At 67.4% G+C, this 15,963-nt stretch carries 18 protein-coding genes; 8 read left to right on the top strand and 10 right to left on the bottom strand.

Annotated elements, in window-relative coordinates; genetic code table 11:
- Nucleotides 1-296 precede the first annotated feature (296 nt).
- Complete coding sequence (locus AVL48_RS38960; protein ID WP_156515763.1) at nt 297-476, bottom strand: hypothetical protein; 180 nt, start codon at nt 474-476, stop codon at nt 297-299.
- Between the two features lie 237 nt (nt 477-713).
- The gene (locus tag AVL48_RS09405; protein WP_061987980.1) at nt 714-1,460 is read right to left on the bottom strand and encodes an SAM-dependent methyltransferase; all 747 of its coding nucleotides are present in this window, start codon (nt 1,458-1,460) and stop codon (nt 714-716) included.
- A gap of 142 nt (nt 1,461-1,602) precedes the next feature.
- Between AVL48_RS09405 and AVL48_RS38955 the strand changes: the two genes are divergently transcribed.
- Entirely contained in the window at nt 1,603-2,025 is a 423-nt protein-coding gene (locus AVL48_RS38955; RefSeq protein ID WP_061987982.1) for a hypothetical protein, read from the top strand.
- A gap of 198 nt (nt 2,026-2,223) precedes the next feature.
- Nucleotides 2,224-2,376, top strand: coding sequence for a hypothetical protein (locus AVL48_RS38950; protein ID WP_156515762.1), 153 nt, complete (start codon nt 2,224-2,226; stop codon nt 2,374-2,376).
- Nucleotides 2,377-2,680: 304 nt separating this feature from the next.
- Here AVL48_RS38950 and AVL48_RS09395 read toward each other — a convergent pair whose 3' ends face one another.
- Nucleotides 2,681-4,087, bottom strand: a complete 1,407-nt coding sequence (locus tag AVL48_RS09395; RefSeq protein ID WP_061987983.1) for a KamA family radical SAM protein — start codon at nt 4,085-4,087, stop codon at nt 2,681-2,683.
- Nucleotides 4,088-4,229: 142 nt separating this feature from the next.
- On the opposite strand from AVL48_RS09395, the gene AVL48_RS09390 reads away from it, so the two are divergent.
- Genes AVL48_RS09390 through AVL48_RS09380 form a run of 3 tightly spaced genes read left to right on the top strand, consistent with a single transcriptional unit; the run spans nt 4,230 to nt 8,236 of the window.
- Nucleotides 4,230-5,840 carry an amidohydrolase gene (locus tag AVL48_RS09390; protein ID WP_061987985.1) on the top strand — a complete coding sequence of 537 codons (1,611 nt, stop codon included), beginning with the start codon at nt 4,230-4,232 and terminating at the stop codon, nt 5,838-5,840.
- Nucleotides 5,841-5,849: 9 nt separating this feature from the next.
- Entirely contained in the window at nt 5,850-7,442 is a 1,593-nt protein-coding gene (gene lnt / locus AVL48_RS09385; RefSeq protein ID WP_061987987.1) for an apolipoprotein N-acyltransferase, read from the top strand.
- A 26-nt stretch (nt 7,443-7,468) separates the two neighbouring features.
- On the top strand, nt 7,469-8,236 hold the full coding sequence (locus AVL48_RS09380; protein WP_061987989.1) for a polyprenol monophosphomannose synthase: 768 nt from the start codon (nt 7,469-7,471) through the stop codon (nt 8,234-8,236).
- Here AVL48_RS09380 and AVL48_RS09375 read toward each other — a convergent pair.
- Nucleotides 8,190-8,987 carry a DeoR/GlpR family DNA-binding transcription regulator gene (locus AVL48_RS09375; protein WP_061987992.1) on the bottom strand — a complete coding sequence of 266 codons (798 nt, stop codon included), beginning with the start codon at nt 8,985-8,987 and terminating at the stop codon, nt 8,190-8,192. The genes AVL48_RS09380 and AVL48_RS09375 overlap by 47 nt on opposite strands.
- 51 nt (nt 8,988-9,038) lie before the next feature.
- On the opposite strand from AVL48_RS09375, the gene AVL48_RS09370 reads away from it, so the two are divergent.
- Complete coding sequence (locus AVL48_RS09370; protein WP_244162645.1) at nt 9,039-9,413, top strand: DUF4406 domain-containing protein; 375 nt, start codon at nt 9,039-9,041, stop codon at nt 9,411-9,413.
- Here AVL48_RS09370 and AVL48_RS40505 read toward each other — a convergent pair.
- The 4 genes from AVL48_RS40505 to AVL48_RS09355 all read right to left on the bottom strand — a co-directional run bounded on the left by AVL48_RS40505 (nt 9,410) and on the right by AVL48_RS09355 (nt 12,378).
- Entirely contained in the window at nt 9,410-9,541 is a 132-nt protein-coding gene (locus AVL48_RS40505) for a hypothetical protein (RefSeq protein ID WP_279626668.1), read from the bottom strand. The two genes, AVL48_RS09370 and AVL48_RS40505, sit on opposite strands and share 4 nt — an antisense overlap.
- A gap of 73 nt (nt 9,542-9,614) precedes the next feature.
- Nucleotides 9,615-9,962 (bottom strand): RNA polymerase-binding protein RbpA, encoded by a 348-nt coding sequence (locus AVL48_RS09365; protein ID WP_005151365.1) that lies wholly within the window; start codon nt 9,960-9,962, stop codon nt 9,615-9,617.
- 226 nt (nt 9,963-10,188) lie between these two features.
- A complete protein-coding gene (locus AVL48_RS09360) occupies nt 10,189-10,947 on the bottom strand; it encodes a thymidine kinase (RefSeq protein WP_061988120.1) in 759 nt (252 codons plus the stop codon).
- Nucleotides 10,948-10,977: 30 nt separating this feature from the next.
- Nucleotides 10,978-12,378 (bottom strand): MFS transporter, encoded by a 1,401-nt coding sequence (locus tag AVL48_RS09355; RefSeq protein WP_061987995.1) that lies wholly within the window; start codon nt 12,376-12,378, stop codon nt 10,978-10,980.
- Nucleotides 12,379-12,612: 234 nt separating this feature from the next.
- Between AVL48_RS09355 and AVL48_RS09350 the strand changes: the two genes are divergently transcribed.
- A complete protein-coding gene (locus tag AVL48_RS09350) occupies nt 12,613-13,320 on the top strand; it encodes a transglycosylase family protein (protein ID WP_143104991.1) in 708 nt (235 codons plus the stop codon).
- Nucleotides 13,321-13,385: 65 nt separating this feature from the next.
- On the opposite strand, the gene AVL48_RS09345 is transcribed toward AVL48_RS09350, so the two are convergent.
- Complete coding sequence (locus tag AVL48_RS09345) at nt 13,386-14,180, bottom strand: glycerophosphodiester phosphodiesterase family protein (protein WP_061987999.1); 795 nt, start codon at nt 14,178-14,180, stop codon at nt 13,386-13,388.
- A 66-nt stretch (nt 14,181-14,246) separates the two neighbouring features.
- Between AVL48_RS09345 and AVL48_RS09340 the strand changes: the two genes are divergently transcribed.
- A complete protein-coding gene (locus AVL48_RS09340) occupies nt 14,247-14,630 on the top strand; it encodes a hypothetical protein (RefSeq protein ID WP_061988001.1) in 384 nt (127 codons plus the stop codon).
- A 1-nt stretch (nt 14,631) separates the two neighbouring features.
- On the opposite strand, the gene AVL48_RS09335 is transcribed toward AVL48_RS09340, so the two are convergent.
- Entirely contained in the window at nt 14,632-15,612 is a 981-nt protein-coding gene (locus AVL48_RS09335; protein ID WP_061988003.1) for a tyrosine-type recombinase/integrase, read from the bottom strand.
- Nucleotides 15,613-15,963: the final 351 nt, after the last annotated feature.

Genomic DNA, 15,963 nt, shown 5'->3' with positions numbered 1-15,963 from the left:
GTGAGCAGGTGGTGCAGGAATCGCTCCGGGTGGGTGAGAAATCCCTTGGCCGTCGGTTTGAGCCCGACCCGGCCTACACGTCAATATCGTCGCCTATCTGCGGGAATATTGGTCCTGCGGCAGCGATTTCGCCTTGGCGGTCATCGTGGCTGGGCTCCGTTTCGTCTCCGTTTGCTCCGGTGTGCCGATAGTCGGAGGAGTGCTCTGCGGAGCCGGGTGGTGAGCGTAGCGGCCTTTCTGTTTCCTCGTCACGACTGCTCTGTCCATGAGCGGTGACCGACGTGTCCCCAAACCGGTCAACGTTCGTGGGCAGAGCACTTAAGAGCCGGTCGGCTCAGTTCCGCGGGTGGCGGGTCTTCCGGGCGGTGGAAGAACGCGGCGGCGACCAGAGCACTGATCAGTCCGAGCGCCAGCAAGGACCATCCGATTCCCTGGCCACTGGAGGTGACGATGCTGATGCCCGCTACCACCAGCATGACGGCCGTCAACGTCGTTGTCGTTGCCCTCCAAGTGAAGGGATCCCTGGATGTGTCGGCTTTCATGGTTCCCTTCTACCCGGGGGCTTTCGCCAATCCAGGGAGTGCGTTAACTCCACTTCGCCGAACCGCGGCCGACCCCGGGTAGGGGGACGCTCGCCACGATCTGCCAGCGCGTCCGGTCTGGGACACTTGCATCGACCGCGGTGTCCGCTGGTGATGCTAACCGCCGATCCGTCAGACCGAGCCCTCGGAATTCCGCCGGAGGACGAGGCAGACGAAACCGAAGGCTTCCCGGTAGACGCGTAACCATTCCTCGCGATGGGTCGCGGCCGCGGCAAGTGCGTGCGAACTGTCCGGATCACCGGGGTGGTCAAGAGCCCACGAGGCCAGTGTCCCCGTCCAGTCCCATTCGTAAGCGTCAAGTTCGTGGCGAGTGCTGACATGTCCGTAGACGGGGATCCAGCCATCGACGGTCACGCGGTCGACCGTGGTGGCGAGATCGGTGAAATCACCGAGCATCTCCACCGCGTCCGGCGACGGATCACGCTCCCAGAAACCGTCACCGGCCAGGACACGACCGCCGGGCGCGAGATGTTCGCGGGCGGCCGCGAGAGTGGCGAGCAGGCCGCCGAAGGCATGGGCGGCTCCGACACTGAGGACAAGGTCGAATAGTTGTGTGGACGTGAAATCCGCGGCGTCGGCCTGATGGAGGTCGAGCCGGTCGGCCACGCCGAGGATTTGGGCTGTATGCCGAGCACGCGTCAGCGCGCTCTCGGAGACGTCGACGCCCACGGCTCGTAACCTCGGATAGGTGACCAAAGCTCGCACCAGCCACTCACCGCTGCCGCACCCGAGATCGAGGACGTGCCTGGCCTCGTCTCCCAGCCCGCGCTCCAGCAATCGTCGTACCGATTCGTCACCCAATGGCGAAGCCACCGGGTGGTGCGCATGGGCAAGCTGAGAGATCCGTTCACGTCGCATCCGGCGACCATGTCAGGTCCGCACAACGCAGACAATCGATTATCCGACGTCCTCCCGATTCCGCCATTCCGTATGCTCCGCAACTAACTGTTATCTGCTTGCTTAACTGTCGTGAGCAGGGCCAACGCAGAAGGCGAGGTCCATGCTGTTCAGAAGCACTCACAACCGAACCATGGCGCTCGGCGTGGCTGGCGACCCTGGCTGTTGGTGTCGCCGTCGCCGGAACAGCCTCCTCAACCGCGACCTCTCACGAACCGGCTGCGGCTCCTGCCAAGGCTCCCACCCTGCCACCGGCGTTCACCATCAGATTCAGCAAAGCGCGCGAGGCGTCCCGGATACCGACGGCGCGACCTTCGGCGCGACCGGCGAGGTCATGGACGCGGCTGGCATGGTGGTCGGCCGAACCTGGGAAATCTGCGTCGAAGATGACTTGGACCCGACCACCGAGGACATCGTCCTGTTCTGCACCGCGGTGTGCGTGCGCACCGTGAACCGGCCACGGCGGCCAGGCGGCGTGGACAACGGGGAGGGGCGCGTCGGGCCGGGTAATTCTATTCCGGGATAATCGCAGGTCCACCCGAATTTCCGAAGGCGGGAAACCGCCCGTTCAGGCGGGAAACCGCCCGTTCAGGCGGCGTAGCGCGCGACGCCACGAGCCGTCGTCCGGGGTGTCCCGGCGAGAGCCGATCGGGCGACGTTCGGCCAACCAGGTAACGGGGTACTCACTGGTCATCGGTGACCATGTGGGGAGAGGAGTGGCGCGATGCAGGGTGACATCGAGACCTACTTCGAGAACGGCCCCGCCATCGAGCAGTCAAGTTCGTCGAGTGATCACCCGTCATGCAGGGACGCTCTGCCGGAACGCGTGTTCGCCGAAGGTGCGTGGGATCAGCCGCACCATGCCCTTTTCTTTTGATGACAGGAATTTGCGGTGCTGAATTGCAGAGACCTTAGGATTCCGTCTTCTGGACTCGCGTGAAGATCGCGACAAGAAAGGGCCGGGATACGGTTGGACGGTAGGCCGTTGAGTGACTCACACCGGATAGCTCCCATGACTACCTGACTGTCCACTGTGGAATTTTTGGGCCGTTTGACGTCCGGTCGCAACCGGTAGCAACCGGCCCTGACCAGCACAAACAGCCAGCGTGACGGAGGGGGCGTTCAAAACTCGCACATGAGCTTGAACGCCCCGTCGACGACCTGTCTGACAGGCTGGCCGGTCAGACCATCGGAGGCCGGTCGCGCCACCACCGCTGGCCAGCTTCGGGGAGGGTGGAGATCGGGTCGTAGTAGGGGTAGCGCTGCTGCAGAGCCTCGTCCGCGTTGGCCACGTTCTCCCTGTCTACGCTGGTCAGGTAGTTCTTGGTCCAGTACGAGATCCCGAGTTCGCGGTCGTACTCGGCGAGCTGGTGCACCCATCGTTTCCCGACGTAGGGCACGTCGCACACGATCCGCGGGGTGGCGTAGCCCGGCAAGTAGCCCATGATCGCGTGCTGCAGTTCCTGTGCCTCGTGCACGGAAACCCGCCAGTGTTCGGCGTTGGGGATCATGTCGCACATGTAGAAGTAGTACGGCAGGATGTTCGCCTCGCCCTGCAGTGCGAAGCACAGGTCCAGCAGTTCGGCCGGTGTCGCGTTGACGCCCTTCATCAGTACGCCCTGGTTGCGCACGTCGCGGACGCCGACGTCGAGCGCGGTCCTGGCGGCTTCCGCGACCAGCGGGGTGACCGACTGTGCGTGGTTGACGTGAGTGTGGATGGCGAGGTTGACGCCGCGGCGCTGCGCGGTGCCGGCGACCCGCTCGAGGCCTTCGACGACCTTCGGCTGGATCCAGTGCTGCGGCAGGGCGGCGAGCGCCTTGGTCGCGAGCCGGATGTCGCGGACGGTGTCGATGTCCATCAGCCGCATGAGGAACGACTCCAGCTGCGGCCACGGCACGTTGGCGACGTCGCCGCCCGACACCACGACGTCGCGCACGCCGGGGGTCTTCTTGAGGTAGTCGATCATCGCGTCCTGGCGATCGACCGGTTTGAGCGAGAGTTTGTGCTTCTCGATCTGTTCGGTCGAGTTGCCGACGAGGTCCATGCGGGTGCAGTGCCCGCAGTACTGGGGGCAAGTGGAGATCATCTCGGCGAGGACCTTGGTGGGGTAGCGGTGGGTCAGTCCTTCCACCACCCACATCTCGGCCTCGTGCAGTGAGTCGCGCTCGGAATGCGGATGGCTGGGCCACTCGGTGTCGCGGTCGCTGCGCACCGGGAGCATGTAGCGCCGGATCGGGTCGGCGTACCAGGCCTCGGTGACCTTCGCCGGGTCGGTGCCCGCGTTGGGTGCCATCGTGTTGATCATCTGCGGCGGCAGCAGCATCGACATCGTGGCCATCTCGCGCTGGTCGGCGAGCATGTCCTCGTAGAAGCGCTCCTCGAGCAGGTCGCCCATCAGGGCACGCAGTTGTTTGGCGTTACGGATGCAGTGCACTCGCTGCCACTGCGCGTCTCGCCACTCTGCCTCGGTCACGTCGTGCCAGCCGGGGAAGCGGCGCCAGTCGGGTTCGATCAGCTCGGCCCGGGTGTAGTCGTAGGGCTGATCGTAGGCGGCCACCGGCGAGGTCGGTTCCTGGATCGCAGTCACTTGTACTCCTCGTCGTCGGAAACGCGTGAAAATATCCTGTCACATCGTTCCGAAGACGTAAATATTCCTGTCTTGCGTGGTGTGTCGCGATCACGCCGACCCGGCGGTCACGGGCTCACCCGGAGACTGCAAACTCGGAAGCGTGACCAACGCGCGAACCACACTCCTGCTCGGCGGGCGCATCTACAGCCCGTCCGCGCCCGATGCCACCGCCATGGCGATCACGGACGGCACCGTGGTCTGGGTGGGACAGGACGGCCCGGCCAAGGCACTGCATCCCGACGCCGAGACGGTCGACCTCGACGGCGCCTTCGTCGCCCCCGCGTTCGTCGACGCGCACGTCCACGCCACCGCGACCGGGCTGCACCTCACCGGGTTGAACCTCGCGGACATCCGCGGTGCCGCCGAACTGCTGGCCGCGATCCGTGACGCCGTACGACCGGGCCAGGTGCTCGTCGCGCACGGCTGGGACGAGTCGCGCTGGGGCGACGGCAGGCTGCCCAGCCGCGCGGAAATCGACGAGGCCGCGAGCGGGACCCCGGTGTACCTGAGCCGCGTCGACGTCCACTCCGCGCTCGTTTCCAGCGCGCTCGTCGCCCTCGCGCCGGGGGTAGGTGACGCGGCGGGCTGGTCGGCCGACGGCCCGCTGACCCGCGACGCCCACCACCGCGTCCGCGCCGCGATGCGCGCGGCGATCACCCCCGGCCAGCGACGCGAGGCCCAGCGGGCGTTCCTCGCCGAAGCCGCCGCGCGGGGCGTCGTCAGCGTCCACGAATGCGCGGGCCCGGACATCTCCGGCGCCGACGACCTCACCGATCTGCTCGCCCTCGCCGCCGATCCGGGACTGCCGGAGGTCGTGGGTTATTGGGGCGAGCGCGGCGGAGTCGACCGCGCCCGTGCGCTGGGCGCCAGGGGAGTGGCGGGTGACCTGTTCGTCGACGGCGCCCTCGGCTCCCGCACCGCCGCCCTGCACGAGCCCTACGCCGACGCGCACGGCACCTCCGGGACGCTCTACCTCGACGCCCCCGCCATCGCCGAGCACGTCGCCGCCTGCACCGAAGCGGGCTTACAGGCCGGGTTCCACGTCATCGGCGACGCCGCTGTCGCCGAGGTCGTCGAAGGCTTCCGCCTCGCGGAGAAGACCGTCGGCCAACGCGCGCTCGCGGCCAGGCACCACCGGCTCGAGCACGTCGAGATGATCGACGCCGAGCAGGCGCGGGCGCTCGCGGGCTGGGGTGTGGTCGCCTCCGTCCAGCCGCGGTTCGACGCGGAATGGGGTGGCGCGCACGGCATGTACACCGCCCGGCTCGGCGCCGGACGGGCCGCGAAACTCAATCCGTTCTCCGCCATGGCCGCCGAAGGGCTCCTGCTCGCGTTCGGCTCCGACGCCCCGGTCACGCCGGTCGACCCGTGGGCAGGAGTCCGCGCCGGGACCTACCACCGCACCCCCGGGTCGGGGCTGTCCGCTCGCGCGTCCTTCACCGCGCACACCCGCGCCGGGCACCGCGCCGCCGGGGTCAACGACGGCGTCACCGGCAGCCTGGTCCCGGGCGCTCCCGCGCATTACGCGGTCTGGGATGCCACGGACCTGGTCGTCGCGACGCCGGACTCACGGGTGCAGCGCTGGTCGACCGACCCGCGAGCCGGAGTGCCCCCGCTGCCGAACCTCGAAGAAGGCGCCCCGCTGCCACGCTGCCTGCGCACGGTCCGCGCCGGTCAGGTCATCCACGACGCGCTCGCCCGCACGGCCTAGGGTTCAGGGGTGTCCACGACCGTGACCGACCCGGATCCCGAAGCGGCGCCTCGGAAGCGGTTCTCCCGCGCCTGGCTCGTGCGTTTCCTCCTCGCCGCGGCGTCGGGTTTCACGCTGTACCTGAGTTTCGCGCCGCGCCCGCTGTGGTGGCTCGCGCCGCTGGCGTTCACCGGCTTCGCGCTCGCGGTGCACGGACGCCGATTCCGCGGCGCGTTCGGCTACGCGTTCGTGTTCGGGGTGGCGTTCTTCCTGCCGCTGCTGACCTGGCTCCAGGACTTCCTCGGCCCGGACTTCGGTCCGTGGCCGTGGCTCGGGCTGGCGATGGCGCTGTCGGTGTATCTCGGTTTCGGCGGCGCTTTCGCCACCGTGGTGTGGAGGCTGCCGCTCGGGCCGTGGTGGGCGGCGCTGGTGATCATCGCGTTGGAGACACCGCGCGCGTGGTTCCCCTTCGGCGGGTTCCCGTGGGGCCGCGTCGCGTTCAGTCAGCCCGAAGGCGCCTTTCTCTCGCTGGCCTCGGTAGGTGGCGCCCCGCTGGTCGGTCTCGCCGTCGTGCTGACCGGGTTCGGTCTCGCCGCCGTCTGCTTGCGCGTGAAGGACTCCCTGACGCGACGCTCCATCATCGCTCCGGCGATCTTGACGCTGGTGCCGGTGGTGGCGGGCCTCGCGGTGTGGCCCACGATCGACACCGACGCGCAGGACGGTGAACTCACCGTCGCCACGGTGCAGGGCAACGCTCCCGACATCGGGCTGGCGCTGGAAGGCCGCCGCGACGAACTCCGGAACAACCACCTCGCCGAGAGCGCCCGGCTGCTCGAAAAGCTCAAGGCCGGCAACACCAAGGTCGACCTGCTGATCTGGCCCGAGACCGCGATGGCGATGCGTACCGGTGACGCCGGCGTCGACCGGATGGTCCGGGACTACGGGACGCAGGCGATCATCGGTGCGCTCGTCCGGCTGCCCGATGGCACGGCGCAGAACTCCGCGCTCGTCTGGGACCCGGTCACCGGCCCCGGCCAGCGGTACGCCAAGCAGCAACTGGTCCCGTTCGGCGAGTACGTCCCCGCCCGTGAGCTCGCGAAGCTGGTGACACCGTTCGTCGACAGCGTGGCGAACATGACACCCGGTGACGGTGCCAACGCCGCCCTGTCGGTCGCGGGCACCAAGGTCGGGGTCTTCATCTGCTACGAGACCGCGTTCGACTACCCGGCAAGGGAATCGGTCGCCGACGGCGCCGAACTGCTCGTCGTGCCGACCAACAACGCCTGGTACGGGCCGGGGGAGATGAGCTATCAGCAGCTGGCGATGTCCCGGCTGCGAGCGGTCGAGCACGGCCGCGCCGTGGTCGTCTCGGCCACCAGCGGGGTCAGCGCGATCGTCGCACCCGACGGTTCGATCATGGCCTCCACCAGCCTGTTCACCGCAGATTCCCTGGTGGGGCGCGTACCGCTGAGGCAGCAGACTACGCTGTCGGATCTACTCGGTGTGACGACGGAGTACGGACTGCTGGCCCTGGCGATCGCCGGGATTACCGGCGGGTACGTGCTCCGTTTCCGCACCCGGCGCGCGAGCGTCGCCAAGGCAACGAGGGAAGCGGCGGGCTGACCCGCCGGAACACGGAGGAAAAGCGGATGGCGCAGGCGCCGCGGGGGGCCCAGGGAATCGACCCGGTGCTGGTGGTGATCCCGACGTACAACGAGCGGGAGAACATCGGCCCGATCCTGGAACGCCTGCTCAAGGCACTTCCGGACGTGAACGCCCTCGTCGTCGACGACGGCAGCCCGGACGGGACCGGCGACGTCGCTGACGAGCTCGCGAAGGCCGACGAGCGGATCCAGGTCATGCACCGGACCGAGAAGGCGGGCCTCGGCGCCGCGTACGTCGCGGGGTTCCGCTGGGGTCTCTCCCGTGATTACGCCACCATCGTCGAAATGGACGCCGACGGCTCGCACGCGCCGGAGGACCTGCCCCGGGTGCTGGCGGCGCTCGAGGACGCGGATCTGTCCATCGGGTCGCGTTATGTTCCCGGCGGCAGCACGGTGAACTGGCCGTTCCAGCGCAAGGCGCTGTCCTGGGGGGCGAACTTCTACGCGCGGATCGCGCTCGGCACCAAGATCAACGACATCACCGCGGGTTTCCGCGCGTACCGCCGGTCGGTGCTGGAGAAGCTCCCGCTCGACGAGATCGCCTCGCGCGGCTACTGCTTCCAGATCGACCTGGCGTTCCGGACGAAGCTCGCCGGGTTCGACGTGGTCGAGGTGCCCATCACCTTCACCGAACGTGAGATCGGTCAGTCGAAGATGAGCGGTTCAGTCGTGCGCGAGGCCATCGTCCTGGTCGGTATGTGGGGTCTCAAGCGTCGCTGGCAGCAGCTTCGCGGGCTGGCCAAGAAGGGCTGACCCCGAGCACGCTCACCCCGAGCCTCCCCAGTTCCTTCACCGTCGGTTCGTCCGGCGCCGCGTCGGTGATCACGCCCGCGACGTCGGACAGGGGAAGCACGGTGAACGGCGACGCCGCCCCGATTTTCTCCGAGCTGGCCAGCACATAGGTGTCGGCGGCGCGTTTGGCGAGCGTGCGTTTCATCGCGGCCTCGTCCGAGTCTCCGGTGGTGAGCCCGGTTTCGGGATGCACCCCGGTGACGCCGAGGAAGAACAGATCGGCGTTGATCCCTTCGGCCGCCTCCGCCGCGGCAGCGCCGCACGTGACGGCGGAGTGCTTGAAGAGCCGTCCGCCGATCAGGAACACCTCGACCTTCGGATGCGTGACGAGCGCGGCCGCGACGGTGGGGCTGTGCGTGACGATGGTCGCTTCGAGGTCGACCGGGAGTGCCTTCGCCAGTGCGAGGGCGGTCGTGCCGCCGTCGAGGATGACGGTCGATCCCAGCCGGATCAACGCTGCCGCACGTTTCGCGATGCGTTCCTTGCCCGCGACGCTGACCGCCATCCGCGTCGCGTAGTCCGCGGTGGCGGGCGAGAGCGGCAGGGCGCCGCCGTATACCCGCTGACACAGTCCGGCCGCCGCGAGTTCCCGCAGGTCACGGCGGACGCTGTCCTCTGAGACGCCGAGTTCGGCGGCGAGTTCCTTGGCCACGATCCGGCCGTCGGTCTTCAAGCGCTCCAACAGCAGGTCTCGTCGTTGTGCGGCCAACATGTGCACGTTCCTCCTTGTTCCTGCCGATTGTTGCACATTAGGCTTCGGTTCATGACCAAACCTTTGATGATCCTCATCGCCGGCCCGTTCCGCTCCGGCACCGGCGACGATCCCGAACTGCTCGCCCGCAACCTCGCCCGGCTCGAAGAAGCCGCTTGGCCGATCTTCCGCAGCGGGCATCTGCCGATGATCGGCGAATGGGTCGCGCTGCCGGTGCTGCGCGGCGCGGGCGGGAAAACCGTGACCGACCCGGTCGCCGAGGAGGTCATGTACCCGACGGCGGACCGGCTGCTGCACCACTGCGACGCCGTCCTGCGCCTGCCCGGCGAATCCACCGGCGCCGACCAAGACGTCGCCATCGCGTTGTCCCGCGGCCTGGCGGTGTATCACCGTGTCGAAGACATCCCGGGGTATCAAGCCGCCTAGAGATCCGCCAGATGCCGCACGTCGGGTTCCTCGGCCAGACCGGCGGACCGCCGCCCGCCCACCTGCGGAGACTGACCGACGCCCTCGCACCTCTCGTCGCCGATCTGGGCCCCGCTGATCCCGGACACGGCGAAGCCCCCGCGGTGGGAGGTCGCGGGGGCTTCGCCGTGTGCGTGGTGGGGCTAGCTACTTGGCCGTGCGTCAGGCGGACCGGGTGGTCCTGCGTCCCTTCAGCTCGGCGAGACGTTCGTTGAGCAGATCTTCGAGCTCCGGAATCGAACGACGCTCCAGGAGCATGTCCCAGTGCGTCCTCGGGGGCTTGACCTTCTTCTGCTCCGGCTGTCCGCCGTCCACGATCTCGGACTCACTGCCGTGCAGCCTGCACTCCCACACCGAGGGGATCTCGGCGTCGTCGGAGAAGGGCACCTCGAACTCGTGGTTCTTGGGGCAGGCGTAGCGCACAGTGCGGCGAGGCGCGAGGTCGTGGTTGCGGTCGGTCTCGTAGCTGACCGCTCCCAGCCGGCTTCCACGGAGAACACGGTCGGCCATGATGGGGGTCCTTTCAGTCAGCTCCGGGTGGAGCCAGGGTGATGCTCACCCTATGCAACGACGGGGAGGGCCAGAGGATTCCCTGGACACCATGTCCTTGCTCACGATGAGCTGTATCACCCGGTGGCAACAGCTTCTCCTAGTAGGAGTGATTTCGCGCTCTGGCATGACGTCAATACGGCCATCTTGGTGCGGATATCCCCCAGATGGGCTAGTAGTACGCCTGTCACGTCAATCGTAACTGACCGTGTTGGGCAGAGGTGGGGCCCAGGTCGCCCAGGCGGAAGTGGCGACGGCACAATACCTGATAACGCACTGTATTCGGATCACCCTCAGACCGTGATGTCGATGAAGATTCAACTACAGACTGTTCGGTATCCGCCACTACAACGGTGTCCCCGGCACGCAACACCTCACCGTCGGAGATCCGCGCGTTGAACCGTCCCGTCTGCCCGCACCAGCACAACACCTCCACCTGAACCGGCTGCAGCTCGTCCGCCAACTCGAACAGCCGCGCCGCACCCGGGAACAACATGCTCCGGAAATCCGTCGCGATCCCGAAGCAGTACACGTCGATCTGGACGTCGTCGGCCAGTTCAGCCAGCTGATCCACCTGATCAGGCGACAAGAACTGCGCCTCGTCGACGATCAAGTAGTCAACGTGCCGCCCCATCGCCCACTGCTCACGCACCAGCAACCGCAGATCGGTGTCGTTCCCCACCTCGGTCGCTTTCCGCGTCAACCCGATCCGGCTGGTGATCTGCGGCTCACCGGACCGGTCATGCCGCACCAGCACCATCCCGCGACGACCCTGCCGCGCGTGGTTGTGGTCGATCTGCAACGCCAGCGTCGACTTCCCGCAGTCCATCGGCCCGTAACAGAACTTCAGCTTCCCGACGACCGGCACACCCCGCCGTGAACCCGCCACCGGCACCGACGACAACGCGTCCGTGGGATCCGGGCCACTCTCCTTCAGTACGGTCACGACGCCCGACCCTATCGGCACGCCGCAGGCTCACAGCACCACCGGTGGTCGGTTGCCCGCCGCCTCGATCGCCCGACGCACCGGGACCAGCCACACGAACACGAAACCGAGCACGAAGAAGATCACCAGCGCGACGATCGCGTACCGGAACGACCCGGTGATCTGACCGACCGCGGCGAACAACAGGGGACCGAGCCACGACGTCCCCCGCTCACCGACCACGTACAACGAGAAGTACTGCGCGTCCTTCCCCTCCGGGATCATCTGCCCGAACAACGAACGCGACAACGCGTTCGTTCCACCGAGCACCAACCCGATCCCGACGGCCACCGCGTAGAACTGCAACGGCTCACCGGCCTCGATGAAGAACGCGAACCCCAGCACCACCACCCAGGCCACCAGACTGCCCAAAATCGTCTTCTTCGCCCCGATCCTGGCCGCGATCGCACCGTGGATCATCGCACCCGCGTAGGCGAGGAATTGGATCACCAGGATCGTGACGATCAGCACCTGAGTGCTGTACTTCAGCTCGTCCTTGCCGTACTGCGCCGACACCGCCACCACCGTCGTGATCCCGTCGGTGAAGACCAGATAGCTCCCCAGGAACGCCAGCGTCAGCGGATACGCCCGCGCCTCGGAGATCGTCCGCTTCAACTCCCTGAACCCCGCCGTCAGCACCGACAAACCACGCGCAGGCGACGTCGGCACATGAGTCCGGGGGAGCGCCCGCACCGCCGGGAACGTGAACACCGCCCACCAGATCCCCGACGTCAAGAAGCAGATCCGGACGGCAAGCGACTCGCTCACCCCGAAGAAGTCATGCCCCATGAAGAACCCCAGCTGCAGCGCCAACGCCAGCCCGCCGCCGAGATATCCGAACGCCCACCCCCTCGACGACACCGCGTCCCGATCGTCCGGCTCCGCGATGTCCACCAGGAACGAGTAGTAGACGACCAGCGCACCGCCGTAACCGATGTTGGCCAGGATGAACGTCCAGACCCCGACCTCCCAGTTCGTCCCCGCGATGAAGAACATCAACGCCGACGCCACCGCGCCCAGGAACGCGAACCCGCCGAGGATCCGCCGCTTGTGCCTGCTCCGGTCCGCGATCGCGCCGGCGATCGGCAGCACCAGCACCTGCGTCAACGTCGCGACGGACAGCAGGTACCCCCACAGCGACCCCGCCGGGAAAGGCAAACCGAAGAACGAAACGTCGCAGCTCTGAAGAGTGCTCGAAGCTCCACTCGAATCGGTACACGGCCTGTCCCCGTTAAGGGTGAAATTGGTCTTCGCATCCGCGGACGCCACCTCGCTCAAATAGAGCGCTCCGAAGACCGTGATGACCGACGAATAGAACGGCGAATTGGCCCAGTCGTAGAGGTACCAAGCCCGCCACACCCGCTTGCGTTCACGGGTCACGGCCACCGTCATGCACTGCTCCTGAGGTCGTAAACGTCGAGGTCAGCGGGAGACTACTGGTGATCACGCCCCAGTGTCCGGCCCGAGTCCGGACCGTGTTCGTTTTGACGTCGGACCCCTTCGCCCGGACCGCCCTCGCGACCATCGTCGGCGTGTCGCTGCCATGAACCGCGTGTGTTTCATGTGAGGCTGGTGAGCAAGCTGTGACTCTTGTGAAGCAAGTGTCCGGTATTTACTGTTCCGCTCATGAGGACCCACCGGCTTCGCACCGCACACCGCGTAGTGGCGAGAACGCTTCTGCTCGCTCTAGCCGTCACGGGACTGCAGATCGCCACCACCGGATCCGCCGCCGCCGACCCTCACGGCTCCCACTGGGCCAAGCTCCGCATGTGCGAATCGAGCGGCCGCTACAACATCAACACCGGCAACGGCTACTACGGCGCCTACCAGTTCGACCTCCCCACCTGGCGCAGCGTCGGCGGCCAGGGGAGGCCCGACCAGGCCACTCCCCGCGAACAGGACTACCGGGCCCTCTACCTCTACCGCATGCGCGGCTGGCAACCCTGGGAATGCGCCGGCAAGCTCGGCTTCCGCAACGACGGCGACGCCCGCAGCAAACGCGTTCCGTCCTACGAGGACTCCGCCTACATGGGCGGGGGAGGACAGCCCGCCCCGCCGCCCCCGCCCAAACCGAAGCCGACGCCGGCCCCGCCCGGCGGACCCAAACCCGCCTGGCCCGGCGTCGTCTACGCCTACGGCGACTGCGCCGCCCCGCTCAAGCAATTCCAGCTGAGGATGAACGCCTACGGCTACGGCTTCACCGGCACAGGCTGCTACTACGACAAAACCCGCGAAGCCGTCCTCGCCCTCCAGCGAGCCAACGGCATCAAGGACTCAGGCCGCCTCGGCCCCAAAACCTGGGACGCCGCCTGGAACGGCAAACCACCCCGCTGACCCCTCGACCCGCGTTCAGTCCTCTAAACGCGCTCCTTGCCCACGCAACCACCGCATCCAGAGGACTAAACGCGGGGCTCGGGATCCGGCCAAGCGCCCCGCTCCCGGAGCACCTCCCGCAGCAGATCCGGCCGATCCGTCACGATGCCGTGCACCCCCAGATCCAACAGCAGCCGCATCTCCGCCGGATCGTCCACCGTCCACGTGTGCACCTCGAAACCCACCCGCGTCGCCTGCCGCAGAAACGCCCGGTCCACCACCTTCAACCGCCCCTGCCGCACCGGCACCTGCGCCATCGCACCCCGCGCCAACGCCCGCAGCGACACCAGCGGCAAGAAGCCGTTCGCCCACATCACCGCCACCGAACGCGGCCCCATCGCCGTCACCAGCTTCGGACCGGCCAGCTTCCGGATCCGCGCCAGCCGCGCGTCGGAGAACGACGCCGCGGCCACCCGATCATGCGCCCCGGTCCGCTCGATCGTCCGCACGAAGGGCACCACGGCCTGATTCGACTTCACATCGATGTTGAACCGCGCCTCCGGCAACTCCTCCAGCACGTCCTCCAGCCGTGACAGCGGCGCACGGCCACCGACCTTGACGTCCCGCAGCTGCGCCCACGTCTGCCGGGAGATCAACCCCGCGCCGTCGGTCGTCCGATCCAGGGACTCGTCGTGATGCACGACGACCACGCCGTCCGACGTCGCGTGGACGTCGGTCTCGAGGTAGCGATAACCCTCCGCCACCGCCTGCCGGAAAGCCGGCAGCGAGTTCTCCAATCCCTCTAGGTCATCGAGGTGCCAGCCCCGATGGGCGAACGCACGCGGGAGGGGGTCGGCGAGATACGGAAACGGTGTCGGCACCCCACTAGTGTGCACTTCGGTCGTGGCCCCGGCATGATCGTCCGATGGCCAGCTAGGGTCACAACCGTGAGGGAAGTGGCCGAGCAGCCGAAGACGTCCGCCGAAGAGGTGTCCGAACTCCGCCGAGCGGGGGCACCCAAACACTGCGGATGGTGCGGCCGACGGCTCGAACAGGGCGGCAACGTCGGCAGGCGCCGCCGTTACTGTGGGCAATCCTGCCGCCAGCGCGCCTACGAACGCCGTACCGCCCTCCAGCGCAGTGGTCTCCCCGAAGACGCCGTCGTCCTCTCCGACACCGAGATCGCCGCCCTGCAGGACCGGCTCTTCCAACTCCGCTGCGCCGCCGAAGACGTGGTCACCGCGGCCGACGACGGAGCCTCGCCGGCCGAACTTCGCGGCTTGGCCGACGAAATCGCCCAAGCCGCGAAGGACCTCGAACAGCTCCGCTGACTTACAGGATCCCGTCCAGCGCTCGATAGGTCCGGTTGCTCGCGGCCGCCGCCCGCTGCTCCCGCCCCGTCGCCTCGATGTAGTTCTGACTGGTGGCCAGGCTCGCGTGCCCCAGCAGCGCCATGATCTCCGACGCGGTCGCCCCGTCCTCCGCCAGCCGCGTCGCGAACGTGTGCCGCAACGCGTGCAGGTTCGCCCCGACCGGCACGCGGTCGTGCAGCCCCGCCCATCGGTAGCAGGATTTCACCAGGTATTCCAGCGCGCCGCGGCCGATCGGTTCACCCGCGCGATCCCGGAGGAGGGGAGTGGAGGGCCCGAACCGCTGCTGTGGGAAGCGCCGACGGCACGAGGCCAGGTACTCCTCGATGATCTTCTCCATGACCGGCTGCACCGGGATCGATCGATCCCGGCTTCCCTTGCCATGGACGTGCAAGCGCATCTCACCCTGACGCCCGACCAGCGACCGCGCCGTCAGCGCTCGCATCTCCGCCGCCCGCAGCCCGGCGACCAGACCGAGCGCGATCACCAGGACGTCCCGCTCCGGCCACGGATCCCGCGTCCGACGCGACCCATCCGCCGCGGCCGCGAGCAATTGCTCCGGAGTTTCCTCGCCCCGCAACGGTTTCGGCGTCAACGGCGGCGCCTTCGGCCGGGCGACCGCACCCATCGGGTTGCCTGCCAACAGCCCGTCGGACACGCAGAAGGTGAGGAACTGGTTCCAGGTCGACCACGCGCGCAGGACCGAGCTTTTCGCGTGGGTGTCCGCGAAGGCACCGAAGGCGTTCCGGAGGGCCTGAGCGGTGAGCATCTCGACGGTGAGTTCGTCAGGGGAGCGGTCCAGCTCGCGGAGCAGGAGTGCGGTGATGCCGGCGAGATCGCGGCGGTAGGCGTCGGTGGTGTGAGGAGAGTCCTTACGGGGACGACGTGCGGCGAAAAAGGCTTGCTGTGCCTCGGAAACCCTCATGGGGATCTTGTACCGCATGGCACCGACAGTCTTACACTGGGTTATATTCCGTTTCATGCATAATAGTGATTATGCATGAAACGGAGTGACGGGTCCGGAAACCCCTTGCGGGGGATCCTGGCGCGCTCGCCATCTTCCCGGGACTCATGGGCGGCCCTATGACACGTTTTCGTACTCCAGAGGACCACTCGTGACACGTGGGCGGCGGCGAGCACCGTTGAGCGCCAGGGCTGGACGGACCGGCCGAGTCGAGCGTCGGGGTTCCTCGGGACAGCTCGCGAACTTGTACTTTCCCGACTTCGGAGCCTCGGAGATCCCGCTCAATTCGTCACAGTGACGTTTTTAGGACAGGTGATTGCTCATCGGATC

Origin of the sequence: Amycolatopsis regifaucium, from assembly GCF_001613935.1 — a bacterium.
Lineage (GTDB): Bacteria > Actinomycetota > Actinomycetes > Mycobacteriales > Pseudonocardiaceae > Amycolatopsis > Amycolatopsis regifaucium.
Note: the sequence above shows the minus strand (reverse complement) of the source record. Positions and strands in the feature narration are given on the sequence as shown.

What these genes read in the sequence shown, in the direction of transcription:
- AVL48_RS09355 (WP_061987995.1), bottom strand. Translation starts at nt 12,378, where the DNA reads ATGACGGTGGCCGTGACCCGTGAACGCAAGCGGGTGTGGCGGGCTTGG.
- AVL48_RS09380 (WP_061987989.1), top strand. Translation starts at nt 7,469, where the DNA reads ATGGCGCAGGCGCCGCGGGGGGCCCAGGGAATCGACCCGGTGCTGGTG.
- AVL48_RS38950 (WP_156515762.1), top strand. Translation starts at nt 2,224, where the DNA reads ATGCAGGGTGACATCGAGACCTACTTCGAGAACGGCCCCGCCATCGAG.
- AVL48_RS38960 (WP_156515763.1), bottom strand. Translation starts at nt 476, where the DNA reads ATGCTGGTGGTAGCGGGCATCAGCATCGTCACCTCCAGTGGCCAGGGA.
- AVL48_RS09370 (WP_244162645.1), top strand. Translation starts at nt 9,039, where the DNA reads ATGACCAAACCTTTGATGATCCTCATCGCCGGCCCGTTCCGCTCCGGC.
- AVL48_RS09405 (WP_061987980.1), bottom strand. Translation starts at nt 1,460, where the DNA reads ATGCGACGTGAACGGATCTCTCAGCTTGCCCATGCGCACCACCCGGTG.
- AVL48_RS09365 (WP_005151365.1), bottom strand. Translation starts at nt 9,962, where the DNA reads ATGGCCGACCGTGTTCTCCGTGGAAGCCGGCTGGGAGCGGTCAGCTAC.
- AVL48_RS09375 (WP_061987992.1), bottom strand. Translation starts at nt 8,987, where the DNA reads ATGTTGGCCGCACAACGACGAGACCTGCTGTTGGAGCGCTTGAAGACC.
- AVL48_RS09350 (WP_143104991.1), top strand. Translation starts at nt 12,613, where the DNA reads ATGAGGACCCACCGGCTTCGCACCGCACACCGCGTAGTGGCGAGAACG.
- AVL48_RS38955 (WP_061987982.1), top strand. Translation starts at nt 1,603, where the DNA reads ATGCTGTTCAGAAGCACTCACAACCGAACCATGGCGCTCGGCGTGGCT.
- AVL48_RS09335 (WP_061988003.1), bottom strand. Translation starts at nt 15,612, where the DNA reads ATGCGGTACAAGATCCCCATGAGGGTTTCCGAGGCACAGCAAGCCTTT.